This is a genomic window from Kerstersia gyiorum (assembly GCF_048595715.1).
Classification (GTDB): Bacteria; Pseudomonadota; Gammaproteobacteria; order Burkholderiales; family Burkholderiaceae_B; genus Kerstersia; species Kerstersia gyiorum.
The window spans coordinates 1,413,377-1,432,016 of sequence record NZ_CP169556.1 but is presented as its reverse complement, the minus strand read 5'-3'; the positions used below and the strand labels follow the sequence as shown (position 1 = coordinate 1,432,016).

General features: G+C 61.4%; 16 protein-coding genes and 1 tRNA gene. 8 read left to right on the top strand and 9 right to left on the bottom strand.

Features of this window, described 5'->3' with window-relative positions; translation table 11 throughout:
• The first annotated feature begins 38 nt into the window (after positions 1-38).
• Complete coding sequence (locus ACEW7X_RS06300) at positions 39-803, top strand: class I SAM-dependent methyltransferase (protein WP_415359132.1); 765 nt, start codon at positions 39-41, stop codon at positions 801-803.
• 252 nt (positions 804-1,055) lie between these two features.
• Here the strand turns inward: ACEW7X_RS06300 and lon are convergent, their stop codons facing one another.
• The 7 genes from lon to argG form a co-directional block, all read right to left on the bottom strand.
• Entirely contained in the window at positions 1,056-3,497 is a 2,442-nt protein-coding gene (gene lon, locus ACEW7X_RS06295) for an endopeptidase La (RefSeq protein ID WP_068368735.1), read from the bottom strand.
• Positions 3,498-3,499: 2 nt separating this feature from the next.
• Positions 3,500-3,631, bottom strand: coding sequence for a hypothetical protein (locus ACEW7X_RS06290; RefSeq protein WP_264623005.1), 132 nt, complete (start codon positions 3,629-3,631; stop codon positions 3,500-3,502).
• Positions 3,632-3,675: 44 nt separating this feature from the next.
• Complete coding sequence (gene clpX / locus ACEW7X_RS06285) at positions 3,676-4,959, bottom strand: ATP-dependent Clp protease ATP-binding subunit ClpX (RefSeq protein ID WP_068368738.1); 1,284 nt, start codon at positions 4,957-4,959, stop codon at positions 3,676-3,678.
• 163 nt (positions 4,960-5,122) lie between these two features.
• The gene (gene clpP, locus ACEW7X_RS06280) at positions 5,123-5,770 is read right to left on the bottom strand and encodes an ATP-dependent Clp endopeptidase proteolytic subunit ClpP (RefSeq protein WP_068368741.1); all 648 of its coding nucleotides are present in this window, start codon (positions 5,768-5,770) and stop codon (positions 5,123-5,125) included.
• Position 5,771: 1 nt separating this feature from the next.
• Positions 5,772-7,085, bottom strand: a complete 1,314-nt coding sequence (gene tig / locus ACEW7X_RS06275) for a trigger factor (protein ID WP_127773613.1) — start codon at positions 7,083-7,085, stop codon at positions 5,772-5,774.
• A gap of 503 nt (positions 7,086-7,588) precedes the next feature.
• A complete protein-coding gene (locus ACEW7X_RS06270; protein WP_068368748.1) occupies positions 7,589-8,251 on the bottom strand; it encodes a response regulator transcription factor in 663 nt (220 codons plus the stop codon).
• Positions 8,252-8,837: 586 nt separating this feature from the next.
• Positions 8,838-10,175: an argininosuccinate synthase gene (gene argG, locus ACEW7X_RS06265; protein WP_068368751.1), complete on the bottom strand. Its 1,338-nt coding sequence runs from the start codon at positions 10,173-10,175 to the stop codon at positions 8,838-8,840.
• Between the two features lie 363 nt (positions 10,176-10,538).
• Between argG and ACEW7X_RS06260 the strand changes: the two genes are divergently transcribed.
• From ACEW7X_RS06260 to ACEW7X_RS06245, 4 genes are all read left to right on the top strand, one after another.
• Positions 10,539-12,041: a DASS family sodium-coupled anion symporter gene (locus ACEW7X_RS06260; protein ID WP_127773611.1), complete on the top strand. Its 1,503-nt coding sequence runs from the start codon at positions 10,539-10,541 to the stop codon at positions 12,039-12,041.
• A 184-nt stretch (positions 12,042-12,225) separates the two neighbouring features.
• Entirely contained in the window at positions 12,226-12,705 is a 480-nt protein-coding gene (locus tag ACEW7X_RS06255) for a YkgJ family cysteine cluster protein (RefSeq protein ID WP_083969463.1), read from the top strand.
• A gap of 104 nt (positions 12,706-12,809) precedes the next feature.
• Positions 12,810-13,577, top strand: coding sequence for a M23 family metallopeptidase (locus ACEW7X_RS06250; protein ID WP_068368760.1), 768 nt, complete (start codon positions 12,810-12,812; stop codon positions 13,575-13,577).
• A gap of 294 nt (positions 13,578-13,871) precedes the next feature.
• A complete protein-coding gene (locus tag ACEW7X_RS06245) occupies positions 13,872-14,708 on the top strand; it encodes a siderophore-interacting protein (protein WP_068368762.1) in 837 nt (278 codons plus the stop codon).
• A gap of 147 nt (positions 14,709-14,855) precedes the next feature.
• Here the strand turns inward: ACEW7X_RS06245 and ACEW7X_RS06240 are convergent, their stop codons facing one another.
• Both ACEW7X_RS06240 and ACEW7X_RS06235 read right to left on the bottom strand, forming a co-directional pair.
• Positions 14,856-15,302: a DUF1178 family protein gene (locus ACEW7X_RS06240; RefSeq protein ID WP_130486869.1), complete on the bottom strand. Its 447-nt coding sequence runs from the start codon at positions 15,300-15,302 to the stop codon at positions 14,856-14,858.
• Complete coding sequence (locus tag ACEW7X_RS06235; protein ID WP_068368767.1) at positions 15,299-16,087, bottom strand: AraC family transcriptional regulator; 789 nt, start codon at positions 16,085-16,087, stop codon at positions 15,299-15,301. Before ACEW7X_RS06235 ends, ACEW7X_RS06240 begins: the two co-directional genes overlap by 4 nt.
• Before the next feature lie 218 nt (positions 16,088-16,305).
• Here ACEW7X_RS06235 and ACEW7X_RS06230 point away from each other — a divergent pair, with 218 nt between their 5' ends.
• From ACEW7X_RS06230 to ACEW7X_RS06220, 3 genes are all read left to right on the top strand, one after another.
• Positions 16,306-17,598 carry an MFS transporter gene (locus tag ACEW7X_RS06230; RefSeq protein WP_130486868.1) on the top strand — a complete coding sequence of 431 codons (1,293 nt, stop codon included), beginning with the start codon at positions 16,306-16,308 and terminating at the stop codon, positions 17,596-17,598.
• Positions 17,599-17,752: 154 nt separating this feature from the next.
• Entirely contained in the window at positions 17,753-18,442 is a 690-nt protein-coding gene (locus ACEW7X_RS06225) for an extracellular solute-binding protein (protein ID WP_420177757.1), read from the top strand.
• 118 nt (positions 18,443-18,560) lie between these two features.
• Positions 18,561-18,637 (top strand) — tRNA-Met (locus ACEW7X_RS06220).
• The last annotated feature ends 3 nt before the right edge of the window (positions 18,638-18,640 follow it).

The following is an 18,640-nucleotide window of genomic DNA, read 5'->3' as shown; positions in this document are numbered from 1 at the left end:
TCTTCTCAACGCCATCAACGTGCAAGCCACATTCATCCATGCCTGAACAAAATAACCGCTATGGCCGCCTGGCCTCGCAGGTTTACCACCTGGACAAACCCATCGGCCATTCTTTCGGCGATGTCGAGTTCTACCTGGAACGCCTGCAACATTGCCCCGGCCCCATCCTCGAACCTGCTGCCGGCAATGGCCGCATCCTCATTCCGCTATTGCAAGCCGGGCTGGATGTGCACGGCTTCGACGCATCCGCAGAGATGCTGGCCCTGTGCCAATCGGAATGTGCGCTGCGCGGCCTGGCGGCCCCGGTCAGCTGCCAGACCTTCGAACACTTCCAGTACGAGCAATCCTTCGCAGCCATCGTCATCCCAGCCGGTTCATTCCAGCTCATCACCGATTACGACGCAGCCTCTGCCGTGCTGGCGCGCTGCTTCCAGCACCTTCAAACCCGGGGACGCCTGATTCTCGACTTGGATCCGGCTCATGCCATCCAGGCCGGTGGCCATTCGTTGCGGGCCTGGCAACCAGCGCCCAGGCAACAGCTCACACTGACCTGCGACCGTCTCAGCACCGATCATATCAACCAGGTTTCCATAGACCTGCTGCGCTACGAAGCTTGGGACGATGGCGTGCTGCAGGCCACCGAGCTGGAATCCTTCAGCCTGCGCTGGTGGGGCGTACGCGAAATGCTGGCTGCGCTGCGGGCAGCCGGCTTCAGCGACATCACGGTCTCAGGCGGCTATGCACACGGCCGCTGGCCCACGGACGCCGATGTCATCATTACCTTCGAGGCAATCAAACACTGAGGCGCCAAAGCCACTGTGCTACGGCATGGCCACCGTTAGCGCCAAGGACAGGCAACAAGGGTTGCCTACAACAACAATAGCCTGCGGCAAGCGCGCATCGTCGACAAATTCCCTGCTGCCGGCCTGATCCCTGCCTGATCGACAATCGCCAGGTAGCCTGCCCGAAGACGGTGCAGCAATAAAAAACCCCTGGGCGCCGCCAAGGCATCCAGGGGTTGTCGGTCAGGCGCGTGATGCGCCTGCCTTCCTGCATCAGTGCTTCAATACCGCACCAGGTTCACCCGGTTTGGAACCGGAGGCCACCACCGGCTCTTCCGGCTTGGCTTCTTCCTCGGGCAGAGGTGTCGGCAAGCGCTCGAGCGCATGTTCCAGCACCGCGTCGATCCAACGCACCGGAACAATCTCCAGCTGGTTCTTCACGTTGTCCGGAATCTCGGTGAGATCCTTCACGTTTTCCTCGGGAATCAAGACTTTCTTGATTCCGCCGCGATGGGCTGCCAGCAGTTTTTCCTTCAGACCGCCGATTGCCAGGACTTCGCCACGCAGAGTGATTTCACCCGTCATGGCCACATCGGCACGCACCGGAATGTGCGACAAGGCCGACACGATAGCCGTGGTGATGGCGATACCTGCAGACGGGCCATCCTTGGGCGTGGCGCCTTCAGGAACGTGCACGTGCATGTCACGCTTCTCGAACACGGTATCGGCAAAGCCCAGGCGGCGAGCGCGCGAACGTACCACGCTACGGGCAGCCTCCACCGACTCCTTCATCACATCGCCCAGCGAACCCGTGCGCTGGATGACGCCCTTGCCCGGCATGTCGGCAACTTCGATGGTGAGCAGGTCGCCCCCCACTTCCGTCCAGGCCAGCCCGGTCACCTGACCGATCTGGTTTTCCTTTTCCGCGACGCCAAAGCTGTAACGGCGCACGCCCAGGTAATCGGCCAGATTCGAACTATCGACCACAACAACCTTGGGTGCATCCGGAGCCTTGTCTTCGACTCGCTTGATCAGCTGGCGGATCACCTTGCGGCAGATCTTGCCGACTTCGCGCTCGAGTGACCGAACACCGGCTTCACGCGTGTAATAGCGCACGATGTCGCGCAGCGCATCATCCTCGACCTGCAATTCGCCATCGCGCACGCCATTGTTCTTCATCAGCTTGGGCAGCAGATGCTCGCGGGCGATACGGATCTTTTCCTCTTCGGTATAGCCAGAGAGGCGGATCACTTCCATGCGGTCCAGCAGCGCAGGCGGTATGTTCAGCGTGTTGCTGGTGGCAACGAACATCACATCCGACAAATCGAAGTCGACCTCAACGTAGTGGTCCTGGAAGGTATGGTTCTGTTCCGGGTCCAGCACTTCCAGCAGGGCCGACGCAGGGTCGCCACGGAAATCCATGCCGAGCTTGTCGATTTCGTCGAGCAGGAACAGTGGATTGCGCACGCCGACCTTGCCCATGTTCTGCAGGATCTTGCCAGGCATGGAGCCGATGTAGGTACGGCGGTGGCCCCGAATCTCGGCCTCGTCGCGCACGCCACCCAGGGCCATGCGCACGAACTTGCGGTTCGTTGCCTTGGCAATGGACTGGCCCAACGACGTTTTACCCACCCCGGGAGGACCGACCAGGCACAGGATGGGCGCCTTGACCTTGTCCACGCGCTGTTGCACCGCCAGGTGCTCCAGGATGCGTTCCTTGACCTTCTCCAGGCCGTAGTGGTCGCCGTCGAGCACGCGCTCGGCGTTGTCCAGCGAGTTGTTGACGCGGCTCTTCTTGCGCCACGGCAAGCCGATCAGCGTGTCGATATAGGTGCGCACCACCGTGGCTTCTGCCGACATGGGCGACATCAGTTTGAGTTTCTTGAGCTCGGCATCGGCTTTCTTGCGCGCTTCCTTGGGCATTTGCGCGGCGGCGATCTTTTTCTCGAGTTCTTCGAGATCAGCGCCTTCCTCGCCCTCGCCCAGCTCCTTCTGAATGGCCTTGACCTGCTCATTCAGATAGTAGTCGCGCTGGCTCTTTTCCATCTGCTTCTTGACCCGGCCACGGATACGCTTCTCCACCTGGAGAATGTCGATTTCCGTTTCCAGCTGGCTCAGCAGGGTTTCCAGGCGCTCGGTGGTGCCGAACACCTCCAGCATGCGCTGCTTTTCCTCAAGCTTGAGCGGCAGGTGGGCGGCAATGGTATCCGCCAGCCGACCCGCTTCGTCGATCCCCGACAGCGAGGTCAGGATTTCCGGCGGAATTTTCTTGTTGAGCTTGACGTACTGCTCGAACTGGCTGACAACGGCACGCCGCAGCGCTTCGGTTTCCGCATTGGCCTGGGTGTCCGGCTCAATGGGCGTGACCGAGCAGGTGAAGTGGGCTTCACCATCAGTGATCTGGGCGATGCGAGCGCGCTGCGTGCCTTCCACCAGCACCTTGACGGTGCCGTCCGGCAGCTTCAGCATCTGCAGAATGCTCGCAATACATCCGATTTCATAGACATCTTCCGGCGTAGGGTCATCCTTGCTGGCAGATTTCTGCGCCACCAGCATGATGCTCTTTCCGGATTCCATTGCCGCTTCCAACGCCTGTATCGAGCGCGGGCGCCCCACAAACAATGGAATGACCATGTGTGGGAAAACCACGACGTCGCGCAGAGGCAGCAGCGGCAATTCAACGGGTTCTGAAGGCAAGGCCCGGCTGACTGACATGATTAGGCTTCCTCGGAGAGAAACTGTAGTTCGGGAAGCGTATGGGACGACGGCGCGCTGCCGCCTGCTTCCTGTGATGAGTCAGAGATGGAGACGATATCGGAAAATACAAGCCCGGTGGCCTGAATTTTCATGAAAACCCTCCGAAGTAGAGGGTTTTCATGCCCTATCGACACTCTCAGGCGGCGTTTCCAACCGAACGGCGCAGATTTCCTTCCTCGCGGAAGAAACGGGGCTCGGCCCCTTTTTCGATGACGTCGGCATCCACGAAAACCTTGTGAATGCTGGGGTCGCTGGGCAGCTGGTACATGGTGTCCAGCAATGCCGATTCCAGGATGGAGCGCAGGCCACGAGCACCCGTCTTGCGCTTGAGCGCCTTGCGCGCCACCGCATGCACGGCCTCAGGGGAAAGCTCCAGCTCGACCTCTTCCATCTCGAAGAGCTTCTGGAACTGTTTCACGATGGCATTGCGCGGCTCGGTCAGAATGCGTACCAGCGCCGTTTCGTCCAGTTCCTGCAGCGTGGCAACCACCGGCAGGCGGCCGACCAATTCAGGAATCAGGCCGAACTTGACGAGGTCTTCCGGTTCCACCTCAGTGAACACTTCGCCCACCGAACGCTCGGACTTCTGTTTGACGTCCGCCGAGAAGCCGATGCCCGACTTCTCGGTGCGATTGCGGATCACCTTTTCCAGGCCATCGAAGGCACCGCCGACGATGAACAGGATATTGGTGGTGTCGACCTGCACGAAATCCTGGTTGGGATGCTTGCGTCCACCTTGCGGCGGCACGGAAGCCACGGTGCCTTCGATCAATTTCAGCAAGGCCTGCTGCACCCCTTCGCCCGACACGTCGCGGGTAATGGATGGGTTATCGGCCTTGCGCGAAATCTTGTCGATTTCGTCGATATAGACGATCGCACGCTGCGCCTTTTCGACATCGTAGTCGCAGCTCTGCAGCAGCTTCTGGATGATGTTTTCGACATCTTCCCCGACATAGCCGGCTTCCGTCAGCGTGGTGGCATCCGCCATCACGAACGGCACATTGAGCTGACGTGCCAGCGTCTGCGCCAGCAAGGTCTTGCCCGAGCCGGTCGGGCCGATCAGCAAAATATTGCTCTTCGCCAGTTCCACGCCGCCATCTTCAAGATGGTCGCGGTGACGAATGCGCTTGTAGTGGTTATAGACCGCCACTGCCAGCATGCGCTTGGGCGCATCCTGGCCAATGACATATTGGTCCATGAATGTCTTGATTTCCGCTGGCGTCGGCAATTCATCGCGCTGATTCTGGCGGGCTTCCTGCTGCAACTCCTCGCGGATGATGTCACGCGAAAGGTCTATACATTCGTTGCAGATGTAAACCGAACCCTCACCCTTGATCAGCTTCTTGACTTCATGCTGGCTCTTGTTGCAGAACGAGCAACGCGGAGCGCGCGCATCAAGCAGGTCTTTTTTATCAGTCATGGACTCTGTATCGGTAGTGAAGAACTCCGGCCCGATGGCCAGACGTTCTCCGACACCACTCGGGGGGAGCCTTCGGCTCCATATTAAACATGTCTCGCGACGGGCTGCCCTTCATGGCACAGCCCGCGTCCCGGCCGCCATCAGGCAACCGGGACGACGAGAATCATTCCCGCGTACTCAATACCTTGTCGATCAAGCCATAGGCCGCAGCATCTTCTGCGGACATGAAGTTATCGCGCTCGGTATCGACCTCGATACGCTCCACGGGTTGCCCCGTGTTGTCAGCCAGAATGCGGTTCAGGCGACCACGCAGGTCGAGGATTTCACGCGCCTGGATCTGGATATCGGTAGCCTGGCCTTGCGCGCCACCAGAGGGCTGGTGGATCATGATGCGCGAATTGGGCAGCGAGAAGCGCTTGCCGCGCTTGCCCGCTGCCAGCAGGAACGCACCCATGCTGGCCGCCAGGCCAGTGCACAGCGTGGAGACATCAGGCTTGACGAACTGCATGGTGTCAAAGATGGCCATGCCGGCATACACCGACCCGCCAGGCGAGTTGATGTAGAGGGAGATGTCCTTGTCAGGATTTTCCGATTCCAGGAACAGCAACTGGGCGACGATCAGGTTGGCGCTGTTGTCGTTCACGGGACCGACAAGAAACACCAGACGCTCCTTCAGCAGGCGCGAATAAATGTCGTACGAACGCTCGCCGCGCCCGGACTGCTCGACGACCATGGGGATGTAGCCCAGCCCGGTGGGCGTGACGGACGAGCCGCCGTACATGGACGCATAGAAATCGGTAAATCGCTGCATGTCAGGCTGTTCCCATCAATTGCTCGAAAGACACGTTTTCGTCGGTAACCTTGGCTTGGGACAGGATGTGTTCAACCACGTTGTCCTCGACCACCACCGCTTCGATTTCACCACGGCGCTGCTTGTCGGCCAGGTAGTAGGCAACGACCTGGGCAGGCTGCTCGTAGTTCTGGGCGAACTCTTCGATGCGGGCACGAACCTGCTCCGGCTTGGCTTGCAGGCCAACCTGCTTCACCAGTTCGGACACCAGCAGGCCCAGACGGACACGGCGTGCAGATTCGTCGGCAAACGCTTCGACCGGAATGTTGAGCGAATCAGCATTGGGCACGCCTCGTTGCTTCAGGTCTTCGCGAGCAGCTTGTACACGGCCTTGGGCATCCTGGTTGACCAGAGACTTCGGCACGTCGAATTCGGCGGCAGCGACCAGGGCGTCCATCACGCTGGACTTGGTGCGGCCCTGGGCGCGCAGCTTGACTTCACGTTCCAGGTTGACGCGGATGTCTTCGCGCAGCTTGGCGACGTCGCCTTCAGCCTGGCCCAGCGATGTCGCGAACTCGGCGTTCAGTTCCGGCAGTACGGGCTCAGCCACTTCCTTCACCGTGATGGTGAATTCTGCCGTCTTGCCTGCCACTTCCTTGCCCGGGTAGTCTTCCGGGAAGGCCAGCGGGAAGGTCTTGGTTTCGCCAGCCTTCAGGCCGCGCACGGCGGTTTCGAACTCGGGCAGCATGCGGCCCTGGCCCAGCACGAAGGGGAAGTCGGTCGCTTGGCCGCCTTCGAACAGTTCGCCGTCGATGCTGCCGCTGAAGTCCAGCGTGACACGGTCGTCGTCAGCCGCAGCGCGGTCTTCACGAGCTTCGTAGGTCGCGCGCTGCTTGCGCAGCACTTCAATGGTGCGGTCGACTTCGGCGTCGCCGACTTCTGCCAGCGTGCGCTTGATTTCCAGCGCACCCAGCTCGGGAATCTTGACTTCGGGATAGACCTCGAAGGTGGCGCTGAACGCCAGCACGCCTTCCTGGCCTTCACCTTCGGCCTTGGGCTCGAGGGTGGGCTGGCCAGCCACGCGCAGTTCAGCGGCGCGGACGGCTTGTTCGAATGCACGGCCAACTTCGGCATTGATGGCATCGTAGCGGATGCTGGGGCCGTGGCTGCGCTCAAGCAGGTTCAGGGGCACTTTGCCAGGACGGAAGCCCGGCAGCTTGGCCGTGCGGGCAAGACGCTTGATTTGCGCCTGCACTTCCTTTTCGATATCGGCCACAGTAACGGCCAGATCAATACGGCGCTCGAGGCCGGAGAGGGTTTCAACCACAGGCTGCATGAAAAACCTATTTTTCTGAAGTATGAAGTGAAAGCGGAAAGCTTAGCAGAGCATTTTACCGGAAACTAGAAAGAGCATCGTACCAACCCAAAACGAAGCGGTTTCCTGGCCGTTTTTCTGGCGTTTCCCTCTGAATTTACGTATTGCGACCGACTTTCTGGAAAAACTTCAGGCAAAAAAACGGCACCCATACGAGTGCCGGGCCGCTTGCGTCATAGGCACCGCTTGCGACCGGTACTGATTATGCATGCTGCCTTGCCGGTCGCGATCACCACACAAAAAAATTAGAAAAATCATTGCAATGACTGCGTTCCTGTCGCGGAACAGCCCTTGCCACGCCTTGCCGAACGCCTCTGCAGCAGTCTGGCCAACGGCCTGGCTGCCTATCTGTATGACGCCTAACAGTTGCCTGGCGTATGGTCTACTGCCCACTGCCTGCCTGTTGTCCATCTGCCTGCTTCCGTCCATCCCGATCGCACGCCAGCCCTCAACTCCGCCTGCTCTCAGGATTGCGGTGTCCCTGCGGGTTCGGACGCCACGTTTTCCAGACGCAGGGGCTGGTTGTTTTCTTCTTCTGGCGCGATGGATATCTGCAGGACGGAACGCACGCCCAGCTTGCGAAACAAGTTCTGCTTGTGCGCGCTCACGGTTTTCTCGCTGAGGCAGAGCCGACCCGATACTTCCTTGTTGCGCATTCCCTGGCGCAACAGCCGCAGCACCGCCAGCTCGCGCACCGACAAGCGGGACAGGTCGTGGTAGCGCGGCCGCTCAACTGCCGCAGGGTCCAGTACCGGGAAACACTGCATGCCGGCCAGGACCATGCGTACCGCTGCGGCAACCGTGGCTTCATCACCGTCCTTGGCAATGAAGCCGCTGATTCCCAGCCGGACAGCGAGCGGGGAATAGATGTCGATATCCCGACCGCAGAAAAACAGCACCGGCACGCCGGGGAAACGGCGCCGAATGCGGTAAACCAGGCGGTCGCCGCTTTCGCTGGCCTGTGCGGGATCAATGATGATCAGGGACACCGGGTTGCTGAGCTCTGCAGGCACCGCCTGGAGACTGACCGACTCGATAATCTCGTGCGGGAAGCCGCTATTGACCAGGAGGTTGCGCACGCCAAGACGCACGACAGGCAGTTTTTCTATAATGAGAATCGTGTGCATCACATCTGCGGGGAAAGGCCGTTGATGGCTGCAATCTACCCGCCATCCTGTCGCCCGATAAGGCCGATCCGGTGATTTCAGAAAAAAACACGAAACGCTTGGCAAGAGGGAAGGAAAATACATGGCGATCCTGTGAAAATTCTGTAGATAAAGCGCAAGTACCTGAGAACTTCAGGGAAATTCCATTCATCATTGCCAACTGGACATATCAGAAAATATGGCAATTGCTGATCTGGCAACCTCACCATCATAGGCAATCACTGTATAAAAACACAGCCATGAGGTGACAAAAACAGCACGCCTGCCAAACGGCCTGCGGCGTCGTTAAATGCGTACGCCCACTCGCCTATCACTACACCCATCGTTAACCGGCCAATGAGTGGACAACGCCCCCCGTCGCCCGCTCCCACCAGCAAGCCCCCCCACTTTCCGCCACCTTGCCACGCCGGGAACCGGCCCCATTTCCCCTGTTCGGCCGCCCAACAAAAAAGCCTGCTTCCACAAAGAAGCAGGCTTTTGGCATTCAGCCCAACCGCTGCCGGCCCCCACTACATAGCGGGGCATCCGGCATGGATAGCGCAGGAAGTTACTCCTCGCGGCCATCCTTCAGTTGCGGCACGCCGGCGCCGGCAGGCAGCAGCAGACCGGACTGCGTGTAGATCATGAGCTTGTCGCGGGTATCAACGATGTCCAGGTTGCGCATCGTCAGTTGACCGATACGGTCGGCCGGCGAGAACGGCGCATCTTCCACTTTTTCCATGCTCAGGCGCTCGGGCTGATACGTCAGGTTGGGCGAGACCGTATTGAGGATGGAATAGTCATTGCCACGGCGCAGTTCCAGCGTCACTTCACCGGTCACGGCGCGTGCCACCCAGCGTTGGCTGGCTTCGCGCAGCATGATGGCCTGCGGGTCGAACCAACGGCCCTGGTACAGCAAACGACCCAAGCGACGGCCGTTTTCACGGTACTGTTCGATGGTGTCTTCGTTGTGAATACCGTTCACCAGGCGCTCATAGGCGATGAACAGCAGCGCCAGCCCCGGTGCCTCGTAGATGCCGCGGCTCTTGGCTTCGATGATGCGGTTCTCGATCTGGTCGCTCATGCCCAGGCCATGGCGGCCGCCGATGCGGTTGGCTTCCAGGATCAGTTCCACCAGGTCGCCGAAGGTTTCGCCGTTGATCGCCACCGGCACACCTTCCTCAAAGCGGATCGTCACTTCCTCACGCTTGATCACGACTTCGTCGCGCCAGAACGCCACGCCCATGATCGGCTGGACGATATGGATACCGGTATCCAGGTGCTCCAGGTCCTTGGCTTCGTGGGTAGCACCCAACATGTTCGAATCGGTCGAATAGGCCTTTTCGGCGCTCATCTTGTAGGCGAAGCCAGCCTGATTCATGTACTCGGACATTTCCGCGCGGCCGCCCAGCTCGTCGATGAAGTCCTGGTCCAGCCAGGGCTTGTAGATCTTCAGCGCCGGGTTGGTCAGCAGGCCATAACGGTAGAAACGCTCGATATCGTTGCCCTTGAAGGTGCTGCCGTCACCCCAGATATTGACGCCATCTTCCTTCATCGCGGCAACCAGCATCGTACCGGTCACAGCGCGGCCGATGGGGGTGGTATTGAAATACGTAGCACCGGCAGACGAAATATGGAAAGCACCGGCTTGCAGTGCAGCCACGCCCTCGGCGGCCAGCTGGGCACGGCAGTCGATCAGGCGGGCAGCCTCGGCGCCGTACTGCATCGCGCGGCGCGGGATGTCTTCGTAATCGGTTTCATCGGGCTGGCCCAGGTTGGCCGTATAAGCGTAAGGAACGGCGCCCTTGGCGCGCATCCAGTGCAGTGCCGCGCTGGTGTCCAGTCCGCCGGAGAAAGCGATGCCGACCTTCTGGCCGACGGGAATATGCTGAAGGATGGTTGCCATGGTGCAGGAAAGCAGTCAGAAGTAGAAAAAACAGCCGGAACAGCAAGGCGGCCGATAGCAGGAAGAAGCAGGAATATGCTCGCTGGCGAACATGCCGCGGCGCGCCTGCGACCGCTGGCCGCCATGATGCACAAGAGAGACATTGTAGAGCGATTCCCCCGCCTTGCCCAAGGCCCGCCCTCCGCTGCGCCCTGCCACGCCCTGTGCCGGGCACGACAAACGGCTGCACACGGCGGCAGGAAACTCCATCCGCCATGATCCAGGCCAAATGTCTGTCACATCCGGCACGCGACGCTGCCCCCGCCCCGGCGTACACTTGCCCCGGACTCATTCCCATTTCCCTGTTGCAAAAGGAGCCGTCGCATGAGCGTCTCGTCAGCCCCTCCCCCGGCCGCCACCGCCGGCCAAGCCCCTCCCAAACCCATGCCTATTGCCTTCATCGGCGGCATCATCGCGATGATCGCGGTACTGTTGCTGCCGACCCCGGCAGACCTGCCCATTGCCGGGCACCGCATGCTGGCCATCCTCGTGTTTGCAGTGGTGGTCTGGATCACCGAAGCGGTGTCGTACGAAGCCAGCGCCATCATGATCACGGCGCTCATGGCGGTGCTGCTGGGCACTGCGCCGAAAATCAATGATCCGGATACGCTGATCGGCACATCGTCGGCCATCAATATGGCGCTGCAGGGCTTTTCCAACAGTGCGCTGGCGCTGGTGGCTGGTGCCCTTTTCATTGCTGCCGCCATGACCCATACCGGGCTGGATCGCCGCATCGCGCTCGTGACGCTGTCGCGCATAGGCACCAGCACCCGCCGCATTCTGATCGGTGCCATCGCAGTCACCATCATCCTCAGCCTGGTCGTGCCCAGCGCGACCGCGCGCAGCGCCTGCGTGGTTCCCATCATGATGGGCGTCATCGCGGCCTTTGGCGTCGACAAGCGTTCCAATATCGCAGCCGGCATCATGATCGTGGTCGCCCAGGCCACCAGCATCTGGAACGTCGGCATCCAGACGGCAGCGGCACAGAACCTGCTGACGGCCGGCTTCATGCAGCAAATCCTCGGCGAACGCGTCAGTTGGGGCGACTGGCTTATCGCTGGCGCGCCGTGGTCAGTGCTGATGTCGCTGGTTTTGCTGGTCGTAGTGCTCAAGCTGCTGCCGCCCGAAACCGATCAGGTACCCGGCGGCGACAAGGCAGTGCAGGATTCGCTGCGAGCGCTGGGCCCGACCACCAGTGCGCAAAAGCGCCTGATGGGTGTTTCCATCCTGCTGCTGCTGGCCTGGGCCACGGAAAACAAGCTGCACAACCTGGACACCACCACCACGACATACGCCGGCCTGGTCCTGCTGATGCTGCCGCGGGTGGGCATCATGACATGGAAGGATGTGCAATCCCGCATTCCCTGGGGCACGGTCATCGTGTTCGGTGTGGGCATCAGCCTGGGCACGGCCCTGCTCAGCACACAAGCCGGCCAGTGGCTGGGCGCCCAAGTGGTGAACCACACCGGCCTGGACCAGATTGGCCCGCTGGCGATCTTCGCCATTCTGGCGGCCTTCCTGATCGTCATCCACCTGGGCTTCGCCAGCGCCACCGCACTGACATCCGCGATGCTGCCCATCCTCATCACCGTGCTGCAAACCCTGCCTGGCGAATTCAACCGCCTGGGCATGGCAATGCTGCTGGGCTTTGTCGTGAGCTACGGCTTCATCCTGCCCATCAACGCGCCGCAGAACATGGTGTGCCTGGGCACCGATACCTTCAATGCCCGTCAGTTCGCCAAGGTAGGGATCATCATCACCATCGTCGGTTACCTGCTGATGCTGCTGTTCGGCATGACCTACTGGCGCTGGCTCGGCCTGATCTAAATACCGCCTGAATTCGGCTGGCGCCCAGGCGCCAGGCCGCTCCGCCAGGGAGTGTTGCGGCGACCGCACACATCTCCCGGGCGGCGATGCAGAAAAATATTTTCCGGCAAGGCGCCTCGCAATAAAATCTGCTCCCGTCTACCCCAGGCGCACGGGCAGTTGCAGGGCTGGCGCCTTACCGATCATGAGCAATCGCTTCACCTACACGCCGCTACCGCTGCCCGATCTCGCTCCATCGGAATTCCGCGACGACAACCCCGACAGCAACCCCTGCCTGCACTGCGGCGCCTGCTGCTCCCATTTCCGCGTCTCTTTCTACTTCGGCGAACTCGACGGCCCCAACGGCGGCTGGGTACCGGCTGAACTGACCACGCCCGTCACGCCGCATCGCGTCTGCATGAAAGGTACCGAGCACGCCCCCGTACGCTGCGTGGCCTTGCAGGGCACCGTGGGCGAACCAGGCATATCCTGTGCCATCTACTCCCAGCGCCCCAGCCCCTGCCGCGAATTCAGCCTCTGGGAGGCAGACGGCAGCCCCAACCCGGATTGCCAGCGATTGCGGCTGGCACTCGGCCTGGCACCATTGCGCGGACGCCCGGAGGCCGACAACGACCCCGACGGCCCAGGGCATCCGAACCACCCACCGCAACCCGCGGCGGCCTGACGGTAACACCTGGAAAACAGCCCGGCCCGCCATACATTGCACGAGTATGGTGGGCCTTGTTACTCTTGTACGGGTTACTCAACCATGCCGTCGCTGGCTGCGCCATGACATTCTGGACTTCCCCTGTATTCCTGTCCCGCCTGCGCTTGCTCCGCCCCAAGCTGATGGCAGCCTTGCTCGCCACCGCCGTGCTGGCGGCTTGCGGCACGACCGGCTCGAATACAGCCAGCGGCCCGGTGCCTGCCGGGCATTATCGCGTCCAGCCCGGCGACACGCTCAACAAGATCGCGCGCGCCAACAAGCAAAGTGTTTCCAGCCTGGTGCGCTGGAACAATCTGTCCAACCCGAATCAGATCCATGTCGGCCAGGTGCTGCGCGTCACGGCTCCTGCTGGCAGTGCAGGCGGCGCCAGTACCGGCGGCAAAACATCAGGCACCGCCACGGCACCAGCAACCAGCAACACCAGCCGTCCCAGCGGCAGCTCGGCGTCCACCGCCCCGACCAAGAAAATCTCCCTGGTCTGGCCCGCTCCCGGCAACATCATCCGACAATTCGGCCAGGCGCGTTCCAACGGCATCACCATTGCCAATACCGCAGGCACGCCCATCGTGGCCGCCGCTGCCGGCACCGTTGCCTATGCCGGCAACACCCTGCGCGGCTACGGCAACATGCTGATCATCAGGCACGCCAATGGTTTCCTGAGCGTCTATGCGCACAACCGCAAGCTGCTGGTGCGCGAAGGCGCCACGGTCCGTCAGGGCCAAGCCATCGCTGAAATGGGACAAACCGAAACCACCCAGCCCTCGCTGTATTTCGAAGTGCGTCAGGACGGGCGGGTCGTGGACCCCCGCTCGCTGCTGCCAAAACGCTGAACCGGAACACGCCCGCTTGATACGCAGCGAAATAACTCCGCACCCCTCGCATGTATGGGTTAATGGGGACGAGAATAAGAATAACTGTTAGTGTTATGCATTGCCCCTGCAGGCGCGGCACGCGTCTCGCGCCGCGCCTTCCGCCACGGCGGCAAGCAGGCGGAGCATCAGGCCCGCAGATCAGGCACCAGCCGGCCATCATCCGGCTCCAACGCTCCTGCTTCGCACATGCGGCGCCCCGCCTGAATCCCTTTCTTTATTGTTTTGTCCTGCTATTTCACACAAGGCAATCACGTGACGAATTCCATCACTGCAACTCCCAACACCGACGACCGCAAACCCCAACGTCAGCGCCATCCGCTGCGCTTCCGGCTGGTCGAGGTCGCCAGCCGTGAACTGCTGACGCCCAGCATGCTGCGACTGACCTTTACCGGCGATGAACTGCAAGGCTTCTCCAGCCCGGGTTTCGACGACCACGCCAAGCTGATCTTTCCGGACCCTGAAACCGGCGAGATCCCACGCCCGACCGTCACCGAAGAAGGCATTTCCTGGCCGGAAGGCAAACGTCCGCTGGCACGTGACTACACGCCACGCAGTTTTGACGCCAACAAGCGCCTGCTGACCATTGATTTCGCGCTGCATGAAGAAGGCGTTGCTACCGACTGGGCACGCAAGGCCGAACCCGGCGACTTGCTGGGCATTGCCGGCCCGCGTGGTTCCTTCATCGTTCCGGTGAATTTCGACTGGCACCTGCTGGTCGGTGACGAAACCGCCATCCCAGCCATTTCCCGCCGCCTGGAAGAATTGCCCGCCGGCGCCCGCGCGATTGCGGTCATCGAGGTCGATTCGGAAGAACATCAGTTGCCGCTGCATGCAGGAGCCCAGGCCGAAGTGCATTGGGCCTTCCGCCGCGGTGCGCCGGCCGGCCAAAGTGACGCCTTGCTGCGCAGCCTGCAATCGCTGGACTTCCCCGCTGGCGACTACTACGCCTGGGTCGCTTGCGAAAGCGCAACGGCCAAGACCCTGCGCCAGTACCTCGTCAGCGAGCGCGCCGCATCTGCCAAGTGGATACGCGCTTCCGGCTACTGGAAACCCGGCAAGACTGCCACCCACGACACCCACGAAGACTAAATCCGAAACCTGAAGCCCAAGCCCGCAACAAACCGGGCCGCCAAGGTTTCAGACCCTTCTTGCGCCAGGATACGGCCTCCGACCAGGAGGCCATCCTGGCGTTTCCTTTGCCTTGCTGCCTCGCCTGTACACCTGTTACGCGGTGCCTCAGTGCAAGGCGTCGTCATCAAGGGGGAACGGCACCGCCAGCGCTTCTATCCCTTCCTCGGCCAATTCCTGGCGCTCGGCTGCCGTCGCCGTTCCACGTATCGGGCGCTCCGCCGCCTCTCCCGCATGAATTCGGCGCGCTTCGCTGACAAAATCGTCACCCACATTTTCAACCTGGCGCAAGTGATCACGCACGCGTGCAAAGATTTCCCTGGCCATGCGCTGCTGCTCGGATTCATTGGCACCGGCCGCAGGCAATGAAGCGCCGGTACGCTTGGCCGTGTGCACACTGGGGGCAGACAGCCGGCGACTGACCGCCGTGCTCTGACAGACCGGGCATTGCACCATGCCCTTCTCCTGCTGCGCGGCGTAGTCATCATGCGAACGGAACCAGCCCTCGAAAACGTGGCCCTGGTTGCACTCCAGATCGAAAACCTTGAAACTCATGCTGCGTCTCCCATCCGCCGGTCAAGGCTGAAACGTCCTGGCGACTGGCCGATACGCCCCTTGAACATGGTAATGAAGGCGTGAACGGACTCATAGCCCAGCTCTGCTGCCACAGCCTGCACCGAAGCCCCCACCGACAAACGCTGCACCGCGTGCAGCAATTGCAATTGCTGGCGCCAGCGGCCAAAGGTCATGCCCGTCAGCTCCCGCGTGCGCCGCGCCAGCGTGCGCTCGCTCATCGCCACCCGGGCCGCCCATTGTGGCAGCGTACTCCGATCCCCGGGATCGGCCAGCAAAGATCGCGCAATATACTGCAAACGCCCATCGTCAGAAACCGGACAATACAGAGATTGCACCGGCAGACGGGAAAGCTGGTCCAGCAACACCTGCACGAAACTCTGGCGCACCGCGCTATCCGGTTCGCCAGCTCGGCCATCGGCCAGGTAAAGCACCATCTCGCGCGCCAGCGGCGTCATGCCCAGCATGCAGCAGTGCGCCGGCATGGGCACGGCGCACGGTTCGACAAACAGGAAATAGACCTGCGTCTCGCCGAGCGCGCGATTGCTGTGCGCCACGCCGCCTGGAATCCACATGGCGCTATTGGCAGGCAGCATCCAGAACCCGCGGGGCTCGCGGCAAACCACCGCTCCCTTCAGCGCCAGCACCAGTTGCCCCTTGCGGTGGCGGTGCAAAGGCAACTCCTGCTCTTGGCCATCGACGTCCAGGCGCAAGGCGCTCAACGCGCCAGATGCATCATCGGGATCGAAATATCGTGGACAATACATTTCCCATCCTTGGCCCCTGCCGAAGATCCCACCAGGAAGATCCCCTGATCAGGAACACCAAACCATAGGCACAGCCGCCTGCCGCCAGATAACGGTTCAGGCCACCGCCGATATGGCAGTTTTTAGATATTGAAAGTCATTTTATCGAAATCCAGGCAGCAGAATACAAGGTAGAGTATTCCACAAGCTGATCCCCCTTCTTTTGTGAATACTGTTCCATGTCTACTACGCCTGAATCGCTGCAATCCTCAAGCCGCATACGGCGCCTTTTTGCCCAGTTCTCCAGCAGCCAGGACCCGGATTCGCGCGGCCGCCTGCTGCTCGTCATCTGCATCCTGCTGTTTGCCTGCAACCTGCGCGCCCCCATGACGGCGCTGGCGCCGCTACTGACACAGATCCAGGAAAGCTTTGGCCTGAATGCCGCCACCGCTGGCACCATTACCGCCATCCCGCTGCTGGTCTTCGGTATCGTCTCGCCCCTGGCTCCCTTGCTGGCGCGGCGCGTCGGCCTGGAGCGCGCACTGGTCGGCGCTCTCTTCCTGATCCTGCTGGGCGTGGTAGTCCGTTCCGCCGGCCCGCTGCCCTTGCTGTTTGCCGGCACCAGCGCCATCGGCATCGGCATCGCCATCGGCAACGTACTTCTGCCCAGCCTGCTCAAGCGAGACTTCCCCGGCCAGATCGCCGTCCTCACCTCTGTCTATGCGCTGACCATGGGCACAGTGGCTGCCTTCAGTTCCAGCATCGCCATCCCCCTGGCAGACATCACCGGCCTGGGCTGGCGCTTCGCCTTGCTGTGCACCGGGCTGATCCCTGCCATCAGCCTGATCGGCTGGCTGCCATTGGCACGCCGCCCCCGCGAGCAAGCCGCTGCCGGCCCCGCCACCAATCAGGTACGCACGCCGGTCTGGCGCCATGCCATCAGCTGGCAGGTCACATTCTTCCTGGGCATGAACTCCTTCCTGTTCTATTCCGTCATGAGCTGGCTGCCCGCGATCATGCACGATGCCGGCTACACTCCGGCCGCAGCCGGCGCGGCCCACGGCATCATGCAATTCGGCGCTTCCATCATCGGCCTGCTGATGATGCCCATCGTGCGCCGCAGCTCGGACCAGCGCAAGCTGGCCGTCGCCATCAGCAGCCTGTCATTGTTCAGCCTGGCCGGATTGTGGCTATTCCCATCGTGGAGCACCTTCTGGGCCACCCTCTTCGGCATGGGCAACGGCGGTGTCTTCATCCTGGCGCTCTCCTTCATGGGCACCCGCGTCAGCACCGCCGGCCAGGCGGCGTCACTCTCGGGCATGGCGCAAAGCGCCGGCTATCTGCTGGCCTGCACCGGCCCCAGCCTGCTGGGCAGCATCCATGATGCCTCCGGCAACTGGAGCATGCCGCTGCTGGTCTGCTGCGCCTTGAGCGCCACCCTGATCTACGCCGGCTGGTGCGCGGGCCGATCCATACGCATCTCGGCCGATGGCCACCTGGTGCCCATCCCCCAAACCGAAACCAAACCCTGACAGGAACCCAAGCCTGTTCAGCCGCAAGGGCCGTGCCGCAAAGCCGGCCCTTTTTCGTGGAATCCGATTCAAGTTGCGCTATGCTGTTGCCCTCCCCCTGCGGCAGGACTGGCAGCCGCGCAGACCATCACCCAAGAGACAAACAGACATCACCATGGCGACATCCCTGCATCTGATTTCCTCCATGGCGACCAAATCCATCCTGCAGGATCTGGCCGCGGACTTTGAACGACAAACCGGCATCGCCGTGCGAGTCGAATCCGTGGGCGGCGTTACCGCTGCACAACGCGTGGAAGCCGGAGAAAGCTTCGACGTGGTCGTCCTGGCCGCCGATGCCATCGACAAACTGATAGGCAAGCAACACATCGTGGCTGGTACCCGTACCGACCTCGTGCGCTCCAGCACCGCCGTCGCCGTCCGTGCCGGCGCCAACCATCCGGATATCAGCAGCGAAGCCGCCGTACGCGCAGCCGTCCTGGCCGCAGGCAGCCTGAGCTATTCCACTGGTCCCAGCGGCGTGCAACTGGCAAAGCGCTTCGAACAATGGGGCATCGCCGACGTCATCAAGGACCGCATCGTTCAGGCACCTCCGGGCGTGCCAGTGGGCAGCCTGGTCGCCAAAGGCGAAGTCGAGCTCGGCTTCCAGCAACTGAGCGAACTCCTGCCGCTGGAAGGCATAGACATCCTTGGCGTGCTGCCGGACGACATTGCCATTGTCACCACCTTCTCTGGAGGCATCGCTGCCAGTTCCCGGCAAGCCGAGGCCTGCCGCCAGCTGCTGGACTACCTGGCCTCGGACGCAACGCGCGCCACCAAACAGCGTCACGGCATGGACGCTGCCTGAGTCCGACAGCGCCCCGCTCCCTGAAAAAAAACGGGGCTTGCACAAGGATAAAAATTCCGTGCTAGAATGCGCGTCTGTTTTCCACTACCGTAATGAATAAGCACGGCAGTGACGGAAAGGCGCATTAGCTCAGCCGGTTAGAGCGACGGAATCATAATCCGCAGGTCCCCTGTTCGAATCAGGGATGCGCCACCAGAA